This is a genomic window from Cedecea sp. B1(4), from assembly GCF_059414925.1.
In genome coordinates, this window is the sequence record NZ_JCAHMZ010000011.1 from 48,023 (window position 1) to 64,335 (window position 16,313).

The following is a 16,313-nucleotide window of genomic DNA, read 5'->3' on the forward strand; positions in this document are numbered from 1 at the left end:
ATGTCACTGGCATGAACTTGTTCAGCCGTGTCCCGTTGCGTGTTGACGCCATATTAGTGGTGGCGTAACATGCGCGCACGAATACGCTAAGAGGACACTCGCCTTGGACACACCCAGTAGATGCTGGCTCAATAACCTGTCATCCAGGTACAACTTCTAAGGCTATCCTCTGATGCTGATAGCCTTCGTGGTTGTCAGCGACCTCGTGTATTTTCATTCCGTCGCCCCTTGAGTCAGACTGTTTAATGGTCTGAAACCTCTATTGTTTCTGTCTGTGTGCCAACCGAATTGTCCCTGATCTTTTTTTGCATTGGGAGTCCCGGTCATGCTGAGCGCATTTCAACTGGAAAATAATCGCCTTGCCCGCATTGAGCTGGATGAGACGGATACCCTTGCCAATTCGGTATGGGTCGATCTCGTCGAGCCGGAAGAGAGCGAGCGAGAGCGAGTGCAAACGGAACTTGGTCAAAGCCTGGCAACCCGACCAGAGCTGGAAGATATCGAAGCGTCCGCGCGTTTTTTTGAGGACGAAGACGGCCTTCACATCCACTCCTTTTTCTTCTTTGAAGATGCCGATGATCACGCCGGTAACAGCACGGTCGCTTTTACCATTCGTGAAGGCCGCTTGTACACGCTGCGTGAACGTGAGCTACCTGCGTTTCGCCTTTACCGCATGCGCGCCCGCAATCAGTCCATGGCGGACGGCAACGCGTGGGAGCTGCTGCTGGATCTGTTTGAAACCAAAATCGAACAGCTGGCGGATGAAATCGAAAACATTTATAGCGACCTGGAACAGCTTAGCCGCGTGATCATGGAAGGGCATCAGGGCGACGAATACGACGCCGCGCTTTCGACGCTGGCGGAACTGGAAGATATCGGCTGGAAGGTTCGTCTGTGCCTGATGGATACCCAGCGCGCGCTGAATTTCCTGGTGCGTAAGGCACGTTTGCCGGGCAGCCAGCTGGAACAGGCTCGCGAAATCCTGCGAGATATCGAATCCCTGCTGCCGCATAACGAATCCCTGTTCCAGAAAGTTAACTTCCTGATGCAGGCGGCGATGGGCTTCATCAACATCGAGCAGAACCGCATTATCAAAATCTTCTCGGTGGTTTCGGTTGTCTTCCTGCCGCCGACGCTGGTGGCATCCAGCTACGGGATGAACTTCGAGTTTATGCCTGAGCTGAAGTGGAGCTTTGGCTATCCCGGCGCGATTATCTTTATGATGCTCGCTGGCTTAGCGCCCTATCTCTACTTTAAGCGCAAAAACTGGTTGTAAGAAAAAAGGAGCCCAAAGGCTCCTTTTTTACATCTATTTCAGCGACGTTGCTTTCGTGCGCCGCTGAGTATAAACCGCATCCGCGATAAACAGCGCCAGCGCCGCCCAGATAAAGCCAAAAGTAATCAGCTTATCCTGCGTCACCACTTCGCCGTAGAACGTCACCGCCAGCAGGAACATCAGCGTCGGCCCTAAATACTGGAAGAAGCCCAGCGTTGAAAGGCGCAAACGGGTCGCTGCCGCAGTAAAGCAAAGCAGTGGCACCGTAGTGATTACCCCGGCTGCAATAAGCATCAGGTTCAGCGTCCACGGGTTCATCCCCATATGGCTGGTGGCACTGTCGGCGATGCCAAACAGATAAATGCCCGCGATCGGCAGCAGCCACAGCGTTTCAAACAGCATCCCGGTTTGTGCATCTACGGCAATCTTTTTGCGGATCAGGCCATAGAAAGCGAAGCTGAAGGCCAGACCCAGGCCGATGATCGGCAGCGAACCGAAAGTCCAGAGCTGAACCAGCACGCCGCAGAAGGCCAGCAATACAGCGACCCACTGCATCCGACGGAAGCGTTCACCCAAAAAAAGCATCCCCAGCAGCACGTTCACCAGTGGATTAATAAAGTAACCCAGGCTGGCTTCCAGCATGTGCTGATTATTCACCGCCCAGATATAAAGCAGCCAGTTGCCGCCAATCAGCACGGCGCTTAACGCCAGCGCGAGGATCTTTTTACGGTTCTGGCAGGAACGTTTCACCTGCGGCCACTGGCGGCAGACAGTGATCAGCGCCAGCATAAAGAAGAACGACCAGATAACGCGGTGGGTCAAAATTTCTGTCGCCGGTACGTAGTGAATCAGTTTGAAATATACCGGCGCGATGCCCCAGATAAAGTAGGCCGTCAGGGCAAGCAAGATCCCCTGACGTGTCTGTTTCGGATCCATGAAGAAAACTCAGCAAAAAAATAGTGAGCAAATAATAACAGGGTTTACATCCTTACCCTACCATGTAGGTAGCCGTTGCGCTGGCAATGTGCAGTTGGTCCTGGTTATGTAGCTCTACTCGCGCTACCGCAACTTTGTTACCGGCGCGCAACAGGCTGCTGCTGGCCGTGAAGCGCTCTCCGCGGCCCGGACGCAGATAATCCACGCGCAAATCGATGGTGCCCATTTTGGACAGACGTTGACGAAGCTCGTCTTCGGTGATGGTGTCGTGGCGAGTCAGCGTACTACCTACGCAGACCAGGCCAGCTGCCACGTCCAGCGCGGAGGCAATAACGCCGCCGTGCAAAATACTTTGTGCCCAGTTGCCCACCATCATCGGTTGATTATTAAAACTCAGCTGGGCGAACGCTTTTTCGTAGCACTCCAGCTCCAGGCCAAGCGCGCGGTTAAACGGCATGTGATACACGAAGATTTCGCCCACCAGCTTGAGGGCGGCTTCTGTGGTCAGTACAGGGGAAGACATCGTTCATTCCTCGAACAAATAACGAATAAGTTAACAAAGTGTGTAGTTTATGCTTCTCAATTGTTGCTTTCCACTTTCGGAACCCCAGAGACGTGCTTTGGGGCATCCTGCGGTAAAATGTTTGGTGATAAATATTTAGACACTTTTTTGTTATGGAGAACGGGACCAATGCTGAAACCTCTGGGGTGGGGAGTAGCCGCGATGCTGCCCTTGACCGCCTTCGCACAAGAAACCACCATCGATAAGATTCACGACAAGCCCGCGGTGCGAGGCAGCATCATTGCCAATCTGCTGCAGGAACACGACAACCCCTTCACGTTGTACCCGTACGACACGAATTACCTGCTGTACACCTGGACCAGCGACATGAACAAAGAGGCGATCAGCTCTTATGACTGGGCCAGCAACGCGCGCAAAGACGAGGTGAAGTTCCAGCTCAGCCTGGCTTTCCCACTGTGGCGCGGTATTTTGGGGGATAACTCCGTGCTGGCCGCCTCCTATACCCAGAAATCCTGGTGGCAGCTTTCCAATCGCAATGAATCCTCCCCGTTTCGTGAAACCAACTATGAGCCTCAGCTATTCCTCGGTTTCGCAACGGAGGCAACGTTTGCGGGCTGGACATTGCGGGACGTCGAGTTTGGCTATAACCACGATTCAAACGGTCGTTCTGACCCAACCTCGCGCGGCTGGAACCGCCTGTACACCCGCCTGATGGCACAACACGGCGACTGGCAGGTGGAAGTCAAACCCTGGTACGTGGTGGGGAGCGTAGAGGACAACCCGGACATCACCAAATACATGGGCTACTACCAGCTTAAGGTGGGCTATGCGCTGGGTGATGCGATTTTCAGCGTGAAGGGGCAATACAACTGGAATAGCGGCTATGGTGGGGCAGAATTTGGCGTGAGTTACCCGATCTCGAAAAACGTTCGCTTCTATACCCAGGTCTATAGCGGCTACGGTGAATCGCTCATCGATTACAACTTTAACCAGACACGGGTTGGCGTAGGCGTTATGCTAAACGATCTTTTCTAAAGCATTGCAGTTTCTCTTCCAGGCGCTGAAAATGGCGCCTGAATTTTAGGTAGTGGGGATAGCGTGGCACAGGCGGAAGTAATCAATCAGGCGTCGCTGGCGAGACAGGTTCTGCAGGATACCTTTGGGTACCAACAGTTCCGTCCGGGTCAGGAAACCATCATCGACACGGTGCTGGAGGGGCGTGACTGCCTGGTAGTGATGCCAACCGGCGGTGGTAAATCCCTGTGTTATCAAATTCCTGCCCTGGTATTTGGCGGCCTGACCGTGGTGGTTTCCCCGCTGATTTCCCTGATGAAAGACCAGGTCGATCAGCTGCTGGCGAACGGCGTGGCGGCGGCCTGTCTTAACTCGACCCAAACCCGCGAACAGCAGCTGGAAGTGATGACCGGCTGCCGCACCGGGCAAATTCGCCTGCTGTATATCGCCCCTGAACGCCTGATGATGGACAATTTTATTGACCATCTTAGTAACTGGCAGCTTTCGATGGTGGCAGTGGACGAAGCCCACTGCATTTCGCAGTGGGGGCACGACTTCCGCCCGGAATATGCTGCCCTTGGTCAGCTTCGCGAAAGATTGCCTGCCGTCCCCTTTGTTGCTCTAACGGCCACGGCGGACGACACCACCAGGCTCGATATCGTGCGCCTGTTGGGACTCCACGATCCGTTTATCCAAATCAGCAGCTTCGACCGGCCGAATATTCGCTACATGCTGATGGAGAAGTTTAAGCCGCTCGATCAGCTCACCCGCTATATTCAGGAACAGCGCGGTAAGTCCGGGATTATTTACTGCAACAGCCGTGCAAAAGTGGAGGACATCGCCGCCCGACTGCAAAGCAAAGGCATCAGCGCCGGCGCTTATCACGCGGGCCTGGAGCATCAGGTACGCGGTGACGTGCAGGAAAAATTCCAGCGTGACGATCTGCAAATTGTGGTCGCGACCGTCGCGTTTGGCATGGGTATCAACAAGCCGAACGTGCGTTTTGTCGCCCACTTCGATATCCCCCGCAACATTGAATCTTACTATCAGGAAACGGGCCGCGCTGGGCGCGATGGCCTGCCTGCGGAAGCGATGCTGTTTTACGATCCGGCGGATATGGCCTGGCTGCGTAAATGCCTTGAAGAAAAAGCACCGGGACAGCTGCAGGACATCGAGCGCCATAAGCTCAACGCCATGGGCGCGTTTGCCGAAGCGCAAACCTGCCGCCGTCTCGTGCTGCTGAACTACTTCGGCGAAGGCCGCCAGCAGTCCTGCGGCAACTGTGATATCTGCCTCGACCCGCCTCGTCGCTATGACGGCCTGATGGACGCGCAAAAAGCGCTGTCCTGCATTTACCGCGTCGGCCAGCGCTTTGGGATGGGCTACGTGGTTGAAGTGCTGCGTGGTTCTAACAATCAGCGTATCCGCGACCTTGGCCACGATAAGCTGAAGGTTTACGGCGAGGGCCGCGAGCACACGACGGAGCACTGGGTCAGCGTGATCCGCCAGCTCATTCACCTCGGCGTGGTGACGCAAAATATTGCCGCGCACTCAGCGCTGCAGCTCACGGAAGCGGCACGTCCTTACCTGCGTGGTGAAGAGCCGCTGATGCTGGCGGTGCCCCGTGTTGTCGCCATCAAGCCGCGCGCCAGCCAGAAAGTCTTTGGCGGTAATTACGATCGCAAGCTGTTCGCCAAACTCAGAAAACTGCGCAAATCCATCGCGGATGAAGAAAACATCCCGCCTTATGTGGTATTCAACGATGCGACGCTGATTGAAATGGCGGAGCAGATGCCGCTGTCGCCCGGCGAGATGCTGGGCATTAACGGGGTGGGGACGCGCAAACTTGAGCGCTTTGGCCGCCCGTTTATGACGCTTATCCGCGACCACGTTGACGGCGTGGATGAAGAGTAGCCTGTCGCGAGGAAAAGTGGCAGGATAATGACTCTTCGAATTATCTGCACGCGAGCTATTCCCTATGTTAATGCTATTTCTGACCGTGGCGCTGGTGCACATCGTTGCCCTGATGAGCCCGGGGCCTGACTTTTTCTTTGTTTCCCAGACTGCCGTAAGTCGCTCTCGCAAAGAGGCGATGATGGGCGTGCTGGGGATCACCGCTGGCGTCATGGTTTGGGCAGGCGTGGCGCTGCTAGGCCTGCACCTTATCCTCGAAAAAATGGCCTGGCTGCATAACATCATCATGGTCGGCGGCGGGCTGTATCTTTGCTGGATGGGCTATCAGATGCTGCGCGGCGCATTCAAGAAAGAAGTTAAAAGCGAAGAAGCGCCAAAAGTCGAGCTGGCGAGCGGTGGGAAGAGCTTTGTGAAAGGGCTACTGACGAACCTGGCTAACCCGAAAGCGATTATCTACTTCGGCAGCGTGTTCTCGCTTTTTGTTGGCGACAACGTGGGCAGCGCCGAGCGCTGGGGCCTGTTTGTGTTGATCGCGATTGAAACCTTTGCCTGGTTCACTATCGTGGCGAGCCTGTTCGCCTTACCAAAAATGCGTCGTGGCTATCAGCGCCTCGCCAAATGGATAGACGGTATGGCTGGCGCTCTGTTCACCGGGTTTGGTATTCACCTGATCATCTCCCGATAATCAGGCCTGGCGCGCTCCCGCAAGCAGCGCGCCAACCAGCATAAACAGCGAGCCAAAGACCCGGTTCAGGGCTTTCATCTGGCGCGGCCCTTTAATCCAGGCGGCAATCCGTTTGGCCAGGGTCGCATAGCCAATCATCACAATAATATCGACGACGACTGTGGTAACACCGAGCACAACGTACTGCATCGCCTGGGGCTGATGCGGGACGATAAACTGCGGGAACAGCGCGGCCAGAAACACGATGCTCTTCGGGTTGGTCAGGTTAACAAACACCGCTCGCTTGAACAGTTTGCTGCGCGGTTGCGTGGTGGCCAGCGTGTTTAAATCCAGCGCGCCAGCGGCTCTCCATTGCTGGATGCCCAGCCAGATAAGATAGGCAACGCCCGCCCATTTCAGGACTTCAAAGGCCAGCAGCGAGCGTGAAAACAGGGCCCCTAGCCCAACGCCCACCAGCACAATATGCAGCGCCAGCCCGGTTTGCAGCCCGGTAATTGACGCTGTCGCACCGCGATAGCCGTGGCTGATGGCGGTGGTCATGGTATTGATGGCACCGGAGCCGGGGGAAAGGCTAAGAATTATTGTGGTTAGCAGATAGGTAAACCACCACTCGAAGGTCATGCGAAACTCCCTGAACGCGCGCTTTTATGCCACAATACGCTATTGTTGATAAGCGTGCCACGGGCCATAAAAAATCCACAGATACCTGATGCCTACCCCTATGTCTCAGCATAAAAATGGATGGTTAGAACGGGAAGGCGCATTTGCTGCTTTTGCCACGGGCCCACTGACGGACTTCTGGCGCAAGCGGGAAGAGCGCGAATTTACCGGCGTGGACGACGTGCCGGTTCGCTACGTTCGCTTCTGTTCACCGCAGCACGATCGCGTGATTGTTGTCTGCCCTGGTAGAATAGAAAGCTATGTGAAATATGCTGAGCTGGCGTATGACCTGTTCCACAGCGGGTTTGATGTTTTGATCATCGACCACCGCGGGCAGGGGCGTTCAGGACGCATGCTGTCGGACACCCACCGTGGCCACGTCGTCAACTTTAGTGACTATGTCGAAGATTTTGATCGTTTTTACCAGCAGGAAGTGGCGTCAGGGCACTGGCGTAAACGCTACCTGTTGGCCCATTCGATGGGCGGCGCCATTGCTGCGTTATGGTTACAGCAAGCCCCGGGCGCTTTTGATGCGGTCGCGCTCTGCGCCCCGATGTTTGGTATTATCCTGCGCTGGCCGGAATGGATGGTGCGTCATATTCTTGACTGGGCCGAAGGGCATCCACGTATTCGGGAAGGATACGCCATTGGGACGGGCCGCTGGCGCGCGCTGCCGTTTAGCGTTAACGTCCTGACCCACAGCGAAGAGCGGTACCGCCGCAGCCTGCGTTTTTATGCTGATGAGCCAGCATTGCGGGTGGGCGGGCCAACGTTCCATTGGGTACGAGAAGGGATCCTCGCCGGAGAAAAGGTGTTAGCAGGAGCCACTGCCATCACCACGCCGATCTTTTTACTTCAGGCGGAAGAGGAGCGAGTGGTCGATAACCGCGCGCACCAGCAATTCTGCGAAATTATGGCCGCGGCGGGCCACCCTTGTGAGGGGGAAACACCTTACGTCATTGAAGGCGCGTATCATGAGATCCTGTTTGAGAAGGACGCTATGCGAGCCAGAGCATTGTCTGCCGTGCTTGAGTTTTTCGACCGGCATAACTAATTGAAAATATCTCTCCAGAGGCTGAATATCCCTATGTACCACGTCGTTGCTTCAGATTTAGATGGCACCTTGCTGTCTCCCGATCATTTCCTCTCCGCTTACGCGAAAGAAACGTTAAAACTGCTCACCGCTGAAGGTGTTAACTTTGTTTTTGCCACCGGTCGTCACCATATCGATGTGGCGCAAATTCGCGACAATCTTGAGATCAAAGCGTACATGATCACTTCGAACGGCGCTCGCGTGCACGATACCGACGGCAACTTGTTCTTCTCTCACGATCTCGACCACGACATCGCTCAGGACTTGTTTGGCGTGGTGCATAACAACCCGGACATCGTGACCAACGTCTACAAAGGCGACGAGTGGTTTATGAACCGCCACCGCCCGGAAGAAATGAAGTATTTCCAGGAAGCCAAATTCAGCTACACCCTCTTTGAACCAGGCCTGCTGGAAGCCGACGGCGTCAGCAAAGTATTCTTTACCTGCGACGATCACGACACGCTGCTGCCGCTGGAACAGGCGATCAACGCCCGCTGGGGTGACCGCGTGAACGTCAGTTTCTCGACGCTGACCTGCCTGGAAGTGATGGCGGGCGGTGTTTCCAAAGGGCACGCGCTGGAAGCGGTCTCGAAAGCGATGGGTTACGGCCTGAAGGATTGCATTGCCTTTGGCGACGGCATGAACGACGCCGAGATGCTGAGCATGGCCGGTAAGGGCTGCATCATGGGCAACGCTCACCAGCGCCTGAAAGATCTGTTGCCGGAGCTGGAAGTGATTGGCACCAACGGCGACAACGCCGTGCCGCATTATCTGCGTAAGCTGTTCCTCAAGACTGAGTGATCGGCAAATGACGAGTGGTTAATCAATGGCCACTCGTCAACTAAATAGTTAAGCCGATGTAGCCTCCTCTCAGTACAATGGCGCAATCTTGTTCGTTGTGGATTGCTCATTGTGCCATTACTCATCATTACCACGATTCTGTGGGCCTTCTCGTTTAGCCTGATTGGGGAGTACCTCGCCGGGCATGTGGACAGCTATTTCTCGGTGCTGATGCGCGTTGGCCTGGCAGCACTGGTGTTTCTGCCGTTCCTGCGTTTTAAAGGCTACCCGCTCAAAACCCTGCTGCTGTACATGCTGGTGGGCGCGCTACAGCTGGGCGTGATGTACCTGTTCAGCTTCCGCGCTTACCTCTATCTCACGGTATCCGAATTCCTGCTTTTCACGGTAATGACGCCGCTGTACGTCACGCTGATTTACGACCTGCTGAGCGGCAATAAACTGCGGTGGGGCTATGCGCTGAGTGCGGGGCTGGCGGTGATTGGCGCGGCGATTATTCGTTACGATAAAGTCAGCGATCACTTCTGGATCGGCCTGCTGCTGGTGCAGGGGGCGAACATCTGCTTCGCTATCGGCATGGTGGGCTACAAGCGCCTGATGGAAACGCACCCGATGCCGCAGCACTGCGCGTTTTCGTGGTTCTATCTGGGGGCGTTTATTGTCGCCGTTGTTGCCTGGTTTGCGCTTGGCAATCCGCAGAAACTCCCCACCACGACGCTACAGTGGGGGATTTTGGTCTGGCTTGGCGTTGTCGCTTCCGGGTTGGGTTATTTTATGTGGAACTACGGCGCAACTCAGGTGGACGCCGGCACGCTCGGCATCATGAACAACGTGCACGTCCCGGCCGGGCTGCTGGTGAATCTTGCCATCTGGCAGGAGCAACCCCACTGGCCGAGCTTTATTATTGGGGGAACGGTGATAATGGCCTCGCTGTGGGTACATCGCCGATGGGTCGCTCCGCGTTCTTCACAAACGGTAAATGGTCGCAGGCGTGCTGGCGCGTCGAGCGAATAAACGCCTCGGTCACCGGCTGGCGCTGTTCGCCGTCACGTACCGCGGCGTAGAGGCGACTCCATAAACCTTCACCCAGGGTTCTGGTCACAATCAGGCCCTGGTGCTCAAAGCTTTCCACCACCCAATGCGGCAGGGCGGCAATCCCCATCCGCGCCGATACCATTTGAATTAGCAGCAGCGTGTTATCGACGTTTTTCAGCGACGGGCTAACCCCTGCTGGCTGCAGGAAATGACGCCAGATATCCATACGCTCACGCTGTACCGGGTAAATAAGCAGCGTTTCAAGGGTTAAGTCTTCAGGCTCAATGCTCTCTTTCTTCGCCAGTGGGTGGTCTGTCGCCATCACCAGGCGCACTTCAAAATCAAACATCGGCGAATAATGTAGCCCGCTGCGCGGCAAAATATCCGATGTCAGAACGATATCCAGCTCGCCCTGCTGCAGCGCAGGCTGCGGATCAAACGTAACGCCGGATTTAAAGTCCATCTCCACCTGCGGCCAGTGCTGGCGGAAATTTTCCAGCGCAGGCGTCAGCCACTGAATGCAGCTGTGGCACTCAATCGCAATGCGCAGCCGGGTTTGATGCGGCTCATTGCAGGCCTGCAGGGCGCGGCCAATCTGCGGCAACACTTGTTCCGCCAGCTGCAGCAGGATCTCCCCCTGCGGCGTAAAGCGAAGTGGCTGACTTTTACGGATAAACAGGCGGAAGCCGAGCCGCTGCTCCAGATCGCTGAACTGGTGAGAGAGGGCCGACTGAGTCTGATGCAGGGCGGCAGCAGCGGCGGCCAGCGAACCGCTGTGTCGTAACGCTTGCAGCGTCCGCAGGTGTTTAATCTCGATCATGAAAGTCCTTCACTTCGGCATGAACAAATTGCGCTTGAGGATTATACAGTACCTGCTGATTATAGAAGTGTAAACATCTGGACGTCTAAATCCAGCGTCTTTCGAATTTATGGCGCGTTGGTTTCACTCACTTACACCGGTCACTTACTTTGTAAGCTCCCGGTGATAAGCGAGCTTACCGCGTTACTCGGCTGAAGCCTCGCCCCGTTGGGGCCAGCCTGCGGCTGTTCAAAAACGTTTATTGCGTTTTTGTCCCTAAATCCGAAATCCATCTGGATTAAGCTTATAAATAAAGAGGTGATAATATGACCATCCATAATCACACCCTGGGGTTCCCTCGCGTCGGCCTTAAGCGCGAGTTGAAAAAAGCACAAGAAAGCTACTGGGCAGGGAATACCTCCCGCGAAGAATTACTGGCGGTTGGCCGCGAACTGCGTGCCCGCCACTGGGACCAACAAAAACAAGCCGGCGTCGAATTACTGCCGGTGGGCGATTTCGCCTGGTATGACCATGTTCTGACCACCAGCCTGCTGCTCGGTAACGTACCTGCTCGCCATCAGAACAAAGACGGCAGTGTCGATATCGATACGCTGTTTCGCATCGGCCGAGGCCGGGCACCAACCGGCGAGCCTGCCGCCGCTGCAGAAATGACCAAATGGTTCAATACCAACTACCACTACATGGTGCCGGAATTTACTCAGGGGCAGCAGTTCAAACTGACCTGGACTCAGTTGCTGGAAGAAGTCGAGGAGGCGCTTGCGCTGGGCCATAAGGTCAAACCTGTCCTGCTTGGGCCGGTGACTTACCTGTGGCTGGGCAAAGTGAAAGGCGAACCTTTTGACCGCCTGAGCCTGTTGAAAGATATTTTGCCAGTCTACCAGCAGGTGCTGGCCGAATTGGCGAAGCGTGGCATTGAGTGGGTACAAATCGATGAGCCTGCGCTGGTGCTGGAGCTGCCAAAAGCATGGCTGGATGTCTTCAAACCCGCTTACGACGCACTGACCGGCCAGGTGAAGCTGCTGCTTACCACCTACTTCGAAGGCGTGGGGCCAAACCTGAACACCATCACCGCGCTGCCGGTGCAGGGTCTGCACGTTGATTTTGTACATGGCAAAGATGACGCGAATGACATCCATAAGAAACTGCCTGCAAACTGGTTGTTGTCGGCGGGTGTTATCAACGGCCGTAACGTCTGGCGTGCCGATCTGACGGAGAAATATGCTCAGTTAAAAGACCTGGTGGGTAAACGTGAGCTGTGGGTGGCATCTTCCTGCTCCCTGCTGCACAGCCCAATTGACCTGAGCGTAGAAACTCGCCTGGATGCCGAAGTTAAAAGCTGGTTTGCTTTTGCCCTGCAGAAGTGTGCTGAGCTGTCCTTACTGACTGAAGCATTAAACAGTGGGAATACCGCCAAAATTGCTGAATGGAGCGCCCCGATTCAGGCTCGTCGTCAGTCCAAACGTGTGCACAATGCCGCTGTCAGCGAGCGTCTGGCTAAAATTACCGCCCAGGACAGCCAGCGCCAGAATGCTTACACTGCCCGTGCAGCAGCCCAGCGTGAACGTTTCAACCTGCCAGCCTGGCCAACAACGACCATTGGCTCCTTCCCGCAAACAACTGAAATTCGCGGCCTGCGCCTGGACTTCAAAAAAGGCAAGCTGGACGCGAGCAACTATCGCACGGGTATCGCCGAACACATTAAGCAGGCGATTGTTGAGCAGGAACGTCTGGGCCTTGACGTGTTGGTGCACGGCGAAGCCGAGCGTAACGACATGGTTGAGTATTTCGGCGAACATCTGGATGGCTTCGTCTTTACTCAGAACGGCTGGGTGCAGAGCTACGGTTCCCGCTGCGTGAAACCTCCGATTGTTATCGGCGATATCAGCCGTCCGGAGCCGATCACCGTTGAGTGGGCCAAATACGCGCAGTCCCTGACCGACAAACCGGTTAAAGGCATGCTGACCGGTCCGGTGACGATTCTTTGCTGGTCCTTCCCGCGTGAAGATGTTTCCCGGGAGACTATCGCGAAGCAGATTGCGCTGGCCCTGCGTGACGAAGTAGCGGATCTGGAAGCCGCAGGTATCGGTATCATCCAGATTGATGAACCCGCCCTGCGTGAAGGTTTGCCGCTGCGCCAGTCCGACTGGCAGGCTTATCTGGAGTGGGGCGTGGAGGCCTTCCGTCTGAACGCCGCCGTGGTGCGAGATGACACCCAAATCCATACCCACATGTGCTACTGCGAGTTCAACGACATCATGGACTCCATTGCGGCGCTGGATGCGGACGTGATCACCATCGAAACTTCCCGTTCCGATATGGATCTGCTGGAGGCGTTTAAAGAGTTCGAATACCCGAATGAAATTGGGCCGGGCGTGTACGACATCCACTCTCCAAACGTTCCGGATGTGCAATGGATTGAAGCCCTGCTCAAGAAAGCGGCGGAATCCGTCCCGGCAGAGCGACTGTGGGTTAACCCGGACTGCGGCCTGAAAACCCGTGGCTGGCCAGAAACCCGTGCCGCGCTGGCAAACATGGTGCAAGCGGCACAGAATCTGCGCGAGGCTTAATACTAAAACGGAGGTGAGAGCCTCCGTTTTTCACATAGCTAAAATCACGCCCTCACCTCCCTGTTCGCTAATGCATGCTAATGCCAGGAATAATGCCCTTACCCTTTTCTGAAAGTCGTATTTATCCAACATTCACCTTGTCACGCTGAATTTTTTCTTGAGAAGCTTACTGCGCAGTTTGTCTTTTTTTGTGAAATAAAAGGATACTTATGAAGCAGCTAAGCGGTGAAAGCTGGGTTAGTCGATTCCAGGGAAGTAGTGACACGCAAACCCTGAGTCCAATATTCCGGGCAAATGTTAATAATTTTCTAAAAAGCCTTGAAGATGCTGGCGTCAGGGTAACTATTTCGGCGACGTTACGTCCGCCGGAAAGGGCATATTTAATGCACTGGTCCTGGAAGCTGGCACGAGGCATGGTTGAACCCGCCAATATTCCTGAAAAATCGGGTGTGGAAATTGAATGGGTGCATAATGGTGCGAACGGAAAGGCTGACAGAAATAAAAGCATTAATGCGGCAAAAGCGATGGTTCGGGCTTATGGCATGTCCAATCTCAACGTTGCTCCGGCGTTAAGGAGCCGACATACGGAAGGCAATGCTATTGATATGACGCTGTCGTGGATGGGTAACCTGGAAATTAAAGATAATAAAGGTGAGACTGTTATTATCAAAACAATGCCCCGTGATGGCATGAATGCTCAATTACATGAAGTAGGGAAAAGCTTTGATGTGATAAAGTATCACGGCGGTGCTAACGATAAACCTCATTGGTCAACGGATGGTCGATAAAATGAATAAAAGCCTAATTTTCTGTGCGCTATTTTTTTTGGTTTCCTGCGCTCAGGCTGCGGATAAATATCCAAAAGATGTTACTGAGTTTCTAATAAATGCAGATGACTGCCAGCATTTATCTGGTGAATGGGATTCTAGCTTGCCAAAAGAGCAGCAAAAGGATATTGAAAAACAGGTTAATGTTATCTGTGGTAAAGCAAAATCGCAGCAGGGTGCTTTGAGAACTCGCTACCATAATGAAAAAAGTATTCTAGATGTGATTAACGAATACGATTTTTAGATGTCAGGGATATAACGGGCCGTGACGGACGGCCCGTTATGTTATGCAGTCCGGGGTAACCGACCGGCTTTACTTCCTTACTCCGTACCGTTTAAACCACGCCAGCATCCTTTCCCAGCCATCTTTGGCCGACGCTTCATGGTAGCTCGGGCGGTAGTCAGCGTTAAAAGCGTGTCCGGCTTCCGGGTAGACAATAATTTCCGCCCTGGCATTGGCCGCTCTTAGTGCCTGGCGCATGGTCTCAACGCTTTCCTGAGAAATCCCGGTATCCTGACCACCATAAAGGCCTAGCACTGGCGCATTAAGATTGACGGCGATATCTACCGGGTGGTGATGAGAGTTCAACGTTTTCTCACCCGTCAGCTTGCCGTACCAAGCGACGGCCGCTTTCAGCTGTGGATTGTGCGCCGCATAAAGCCAGGCAATTCGCCCGCCCCAGCAAAAACCGGTGACCATCAGGCGATGCGCATCGCCGCCGTTGCGTGAAGCCCAACTGGCCACATGATCAAGATCGCCCAGCACCTGATTGTCTGGCACTTTTGAGACCAGGCCGCTTAACAACGTGGGGATATCGGCAAAATCTCCCGGTTCTCCCTGGCGAAAATAAAGCTCCGGGGCGATGGCCAGATAGCCTTCAAGCGCCAGTCGACGGCAGAGATCGCGGATATGTTCGTGTACGCCAAATATCTCCTGAATGACAATCACGACCGGCAACGGACCATCGGCATTTTTGGGTCTGGCGTGGTAAGCCGGCATATTGTCGCCCTGACTTGGAATTGACGTTTCCCCAGAAAGAATTGTGTCATCCGGCGTTAGCAAAGCGGTGGGGGCGATGGGGGATGCCGCCGGTGCGAAACCTTCGCCCGGTGTGTTATGTGTTGTTTGCTTTTGTTTCATGGTTTTCTCCGAACCAGCATTAGCGCAGTGTGATAACTATAGCCAGGATTAGTAGCAAATCTGGCGGGCAAAAAACGCCGTCAAAGTTCAAAAAATAGCCCGATCGACGCTTAATTGTGATGATGATCGCATATGAATATACAAATAATGTAATTTGTTTCATCCAAAGTGAGCGTCATCACGAAATTATGCTCAGGGGTTCTGTAAAGTGTCGCTTTGCTTCTCCTGAAACCTACTCAACAGAGGAGTCTGTTATGTCCAAGTCTGATGTTTTCCATCTCGGCCTCACTAAAAATGACCTGCAAGGGGCTACGCTTGCCATCGTTCCTGGCGATCCTGAGCGTGTGGAAAAAATCGCCGCGCTGATGGACAAGCCGGTTAAGCTGGCTTCCCACCGTGAATTCACTTCCTGGCGTGCTGAACTCGACGGCAAGCCGGTTATCATCTGTTCTACCGGTATCGGCGGCCCATCTACCTCTATTGCCGTTGAAGAACTGGCACAGCTTGGCATTCGCACTTTCCTGCGCGTCGGGACTACCGGGGCGATTCAGCCGAACATCAACGTGGGCGATGTGCTAGTGACCACCGCATCTGTTCGCCTGGATGGTGCCAGCCTGCACTTCGCGCCAATGGAATACCCAGCCGTGGCAGACTTCGCATGTACTACCGCGCTGGTTGAAGCGGCAAAAGCCGTGGGCGCAACGACGCACATCGGCGTGACCGCATCCTCCGACACCTTCTACCCTGGTCAGGAGCGTTACGACACGCTGTCCGGCCGCGTAGTTAGCCGCTTCAAAGGCTCAATGAAAGAGTGGCAGGAAATGGGCGTGATGAACTATGAAATGGAATCCGCCACGCTGCTGACCATGTGCTCCAGCCAGGGTCTGCGTGCGGGTATGGTTGCCGGGGTCATCGTGAACCGTACTCAGCAAGAGATCCCTAACGCGGAAACCATGAAGAAAACGGAAAGTCACGCGGTGAAAATCGTGGTTGAGGCGGCGCGTCGCCTGCTGTAGTTTTGCTT

At 54.5% G+C, this 16,313-nt stretch carries 17 protein-coding genes; 12 read left to right on the plus strand and 5 right to left on the minus strand.

Going from position 1 to position 16,313, the window contains the following annotated elements:
- Positions 1 to 103 precede the first annotated feature (103 nt).
- Together ysgD and corA are read left to right on the plus strand one after the other, a co-directional pair.
- A complete protein-coding gene (gene ysgD / locus ACR6JA_RS20055) occupies positions 104 to 160 on the plus strand; it encodes a YsgD/CorL family protein (RefSeq protein ID WP_353591484.1) in 57 nt (18 codons plus the stop codon).
- 165 nt (positions 161 to 325) lie between these two features.
- Entirely contained in the window at positions 326 to 1,276 is a 951-nt protein-coding gene (corA, locus tag ACR6JA_RS20060) for a magnesium/cobalt transporter CorA (RefSeq protein WP_039289228.1), read from the plus strand.
- 33 nt (positions 1,277 to 1,309) lie between these two features.
- Here corA and rarD read toward each other — a convergent pair whose 3' ends face one another.
- On the minus strand, positions 1,310 to 2,212 hold the full coding sequence (gene rarD / locus ACR6JA_RS20065) for an EamA family transporter RarD (protein WP_213716355.1): 903 nt from the start codon (positions 2,210 to 2,212) through the stop codon (positions 1,310 to 1,312).
- Positions 2,213 to 2,264: 52 nt separating this feature from the next.
- Positions 2,265 to 2,735, minus strand: a complete 471-nt coding sequence (gene yigI, locus ACR6JA_RS20070; protein ID WP_213716354.1) for an acyl-CoA thioesterase YigI — start codon at positions 2,733 to 2,735, stop codon at positions 2,265 to 2,267.
- Positions 2,736 to 2,903: 168 nt separating this feature from the next.
- Here yigI and pldA point away from each other — a divergent pair, with 168 nt between their 5' ends.
- From pldA to rhtC, 3 genes are all read left to right on the plus strand, one after another.
- On the plus strand, positions 2,904 to 3,770 hold the full coding sequence (gene pldA / locus ACR6JA_RS20075) for a phospholipase A (protein ID WP_034807964.1): 867 nt from the start codon (positions 2,904 to 2,906) through the stop codon (positions 3,768 to 3,770).
- Between the two features lie 63 nt (positions 3,771 to 3,833).
- Positions 3,834 to 5,663, plus strand: a complete 1,830-nt coding sequence (recQ, locus tag ACR6JA_RS20080; RefSeq protein WP_039289231.1) for an ATP-dependent DNA helicase RecQ — start codon at positions 3,834 to 3,836, stop codon at positions 5,661 to 5,663.
- A gap of 64 nt (positions 5,664 to 5,727) precedes the next feature.
- Complete coding sequence (rhtC, locus tag ACR6JA_RS20085) at positions 5,728 to 6,348, plus strand: threonine export protein RhtC (protein WP_166879511.1); 621 nt, start codon at positions 5,728 to 5,730, stop codon at positions 6,346 to 6,348.
- Here the strand turns inward: rhtC and rhtB are convergent, their stop codons facing one another.
- On the minus strand, positions 6,349 to 6,969 hold the full coding sequence (gene rhtB / locus ACR6JA_RS20090; protein WP_213716352.1) for a homoserine/homoserine lactone efflux protein: 621 nt from the start codon (positions 6,967 to 6,969) through the stop codon (positions 6,349 to 6,351).
- 100 nt (positions 6,970 to 7,069) lie between these two features.
- Here rhtB and pldB point away from each other — a divergent pair, with 100 nt between their 5' ends.
- The 3 genes from pldB (at position 7,070) to ACR6JA_RS20105 (ending at position 9,913) form a co-directional block, all read left to right on the plus strand.
- Complete coding sequence (gene pldB, locus ACR6JA_RS20095; protein ID WP_008455491.1) at positions 7,070 to 8,062, plus strand: lysophospholipase L2; 993 nt, start codon at positions 7,070 to 7,072, stop codon at positions 8,060 to 8,062.
- A 33-nt stretch (positions 8,063 to 8,095) separates the two neighbouring features.
- Positions 8,096 to 8,902: a sugar/pyridoxal phosphate phosphatase YigL gene (gene yigL / locus ACR6JA_RS20100; protein WP_008455489.1), complete on the plus strand. Its 807-nt coding sequence runs from the start codon at positions 8,096 to 8,098 to the stop codon at positions 8,900 to 8,902.
- 111 nt (positions 8,903 to 9,013) lie between these two features.
- Positions 9,014 to 9,913 carry a carboxylate/amino acid/amine transporter gene (locus ACR6JA_RS20105; RefSeq protein ID WP_166879503.1) on the plus strand — a complete coding sequence of 300 codons (900 nt, stop codon included), beginning with the start codon at positions 9,014 to 9,016 and terminating at the stop codon, positions 9,911 to 9,913.
- On the opposite strand, the gene metR is transcribed toward ACR6JA_RS20105, so the two are convergent.
- Positions 9,801 to 10,754, minus strand: a complete 954-nt coding sequence (gene metR / locus ACR6JA_RS20110) for an HTH-type transcriptional regulator MetR (RefSeq protein ID WP_008455485.1) — start codon at positions 10,752 to 10,754, stop codon at positions 9,801 to 9,803. The genes ACR6JA_RS20105 and metR overlap by 113 nt on opposite strands.
- A gap of 305 nt (positions 10,755 to 11,059) precedes the next feature.
- Here metR and metE point away from each other — a divergent pair, with 305 nt between their 5' ends.
- From metE to ACR6JA_RS20125, 3 genes are all read left to right on the plus strand, one after another.
- Positions 11,060 to 13,321: a 5-methyltetrahydropteroyltriglutamate--homocysteine S-methyltransferase gene (metE, locus tag ACR6JA_RS20115; protein WP_494494332.1), complete on the plus strand. Its 2,262-nt coding sequence runs from the start codon at positions 11,060 to 11,062 to the stop codon at positions 13,319 to 13,321.
- A gap of 209 nt (positions 13,322 to 13,530) precedes the next feature.
- Positions 13,531 to 14,109, plus strand: coding sequence for a peptidoglycan-binding domain-containing protein (locus ACR6JA_RS20120; RefSeq protein WP_250153704.1), 579 nt, complete (start codon positions 13,531 to 13,533; stop codon positions 14,107 to 14,109).
- Position 14,110: 1 nt separating this feature from the next.
- Positions 14,111 to 14,392, plus strand: coding sequence for a hypothetical protein (locus tag ACR6JA_RS20125; protein ID WP_250153703.1), 282 nt, complete (start codon positions 14,111 to 14,113; stop codon positions 14,390 to 14,392).
- Positions 14,393 to 14,461: 69 nt separating this feature from the next.
- Here ACR6JA_RS20125 and ACR6JA_RS20130 read toward each other — a convergent pair whose 3' ends face one another.
- Complete coding sequence (locus ACR6JA_RS20130; protein WP_312746720.1) at positions 14,462 to 15,289, minus strand: dienelactone hydrolase family protein; 828 nt, start codon at positions 15,287 to 15,289, stop codon at positions 14,462 to 14,464.
- A gap of 254 nt (positions 15,290 to 15,543) precedes the next feature.
- Between ACR6JA_RS20130 and udp the strand changes: the two genes are divergently transcribed.
- Entirely contained in the window at positions 15,544 to 16,305 is a 762-nt protein-coding gene (udp, locus tag ACR6JA_RS20135) for a uridine phosphorylase (protein ID WP_008455474.1), read from the plus strand.
- Positions 16,306 to 16,313: the final 8 nt, after the last annotated feature.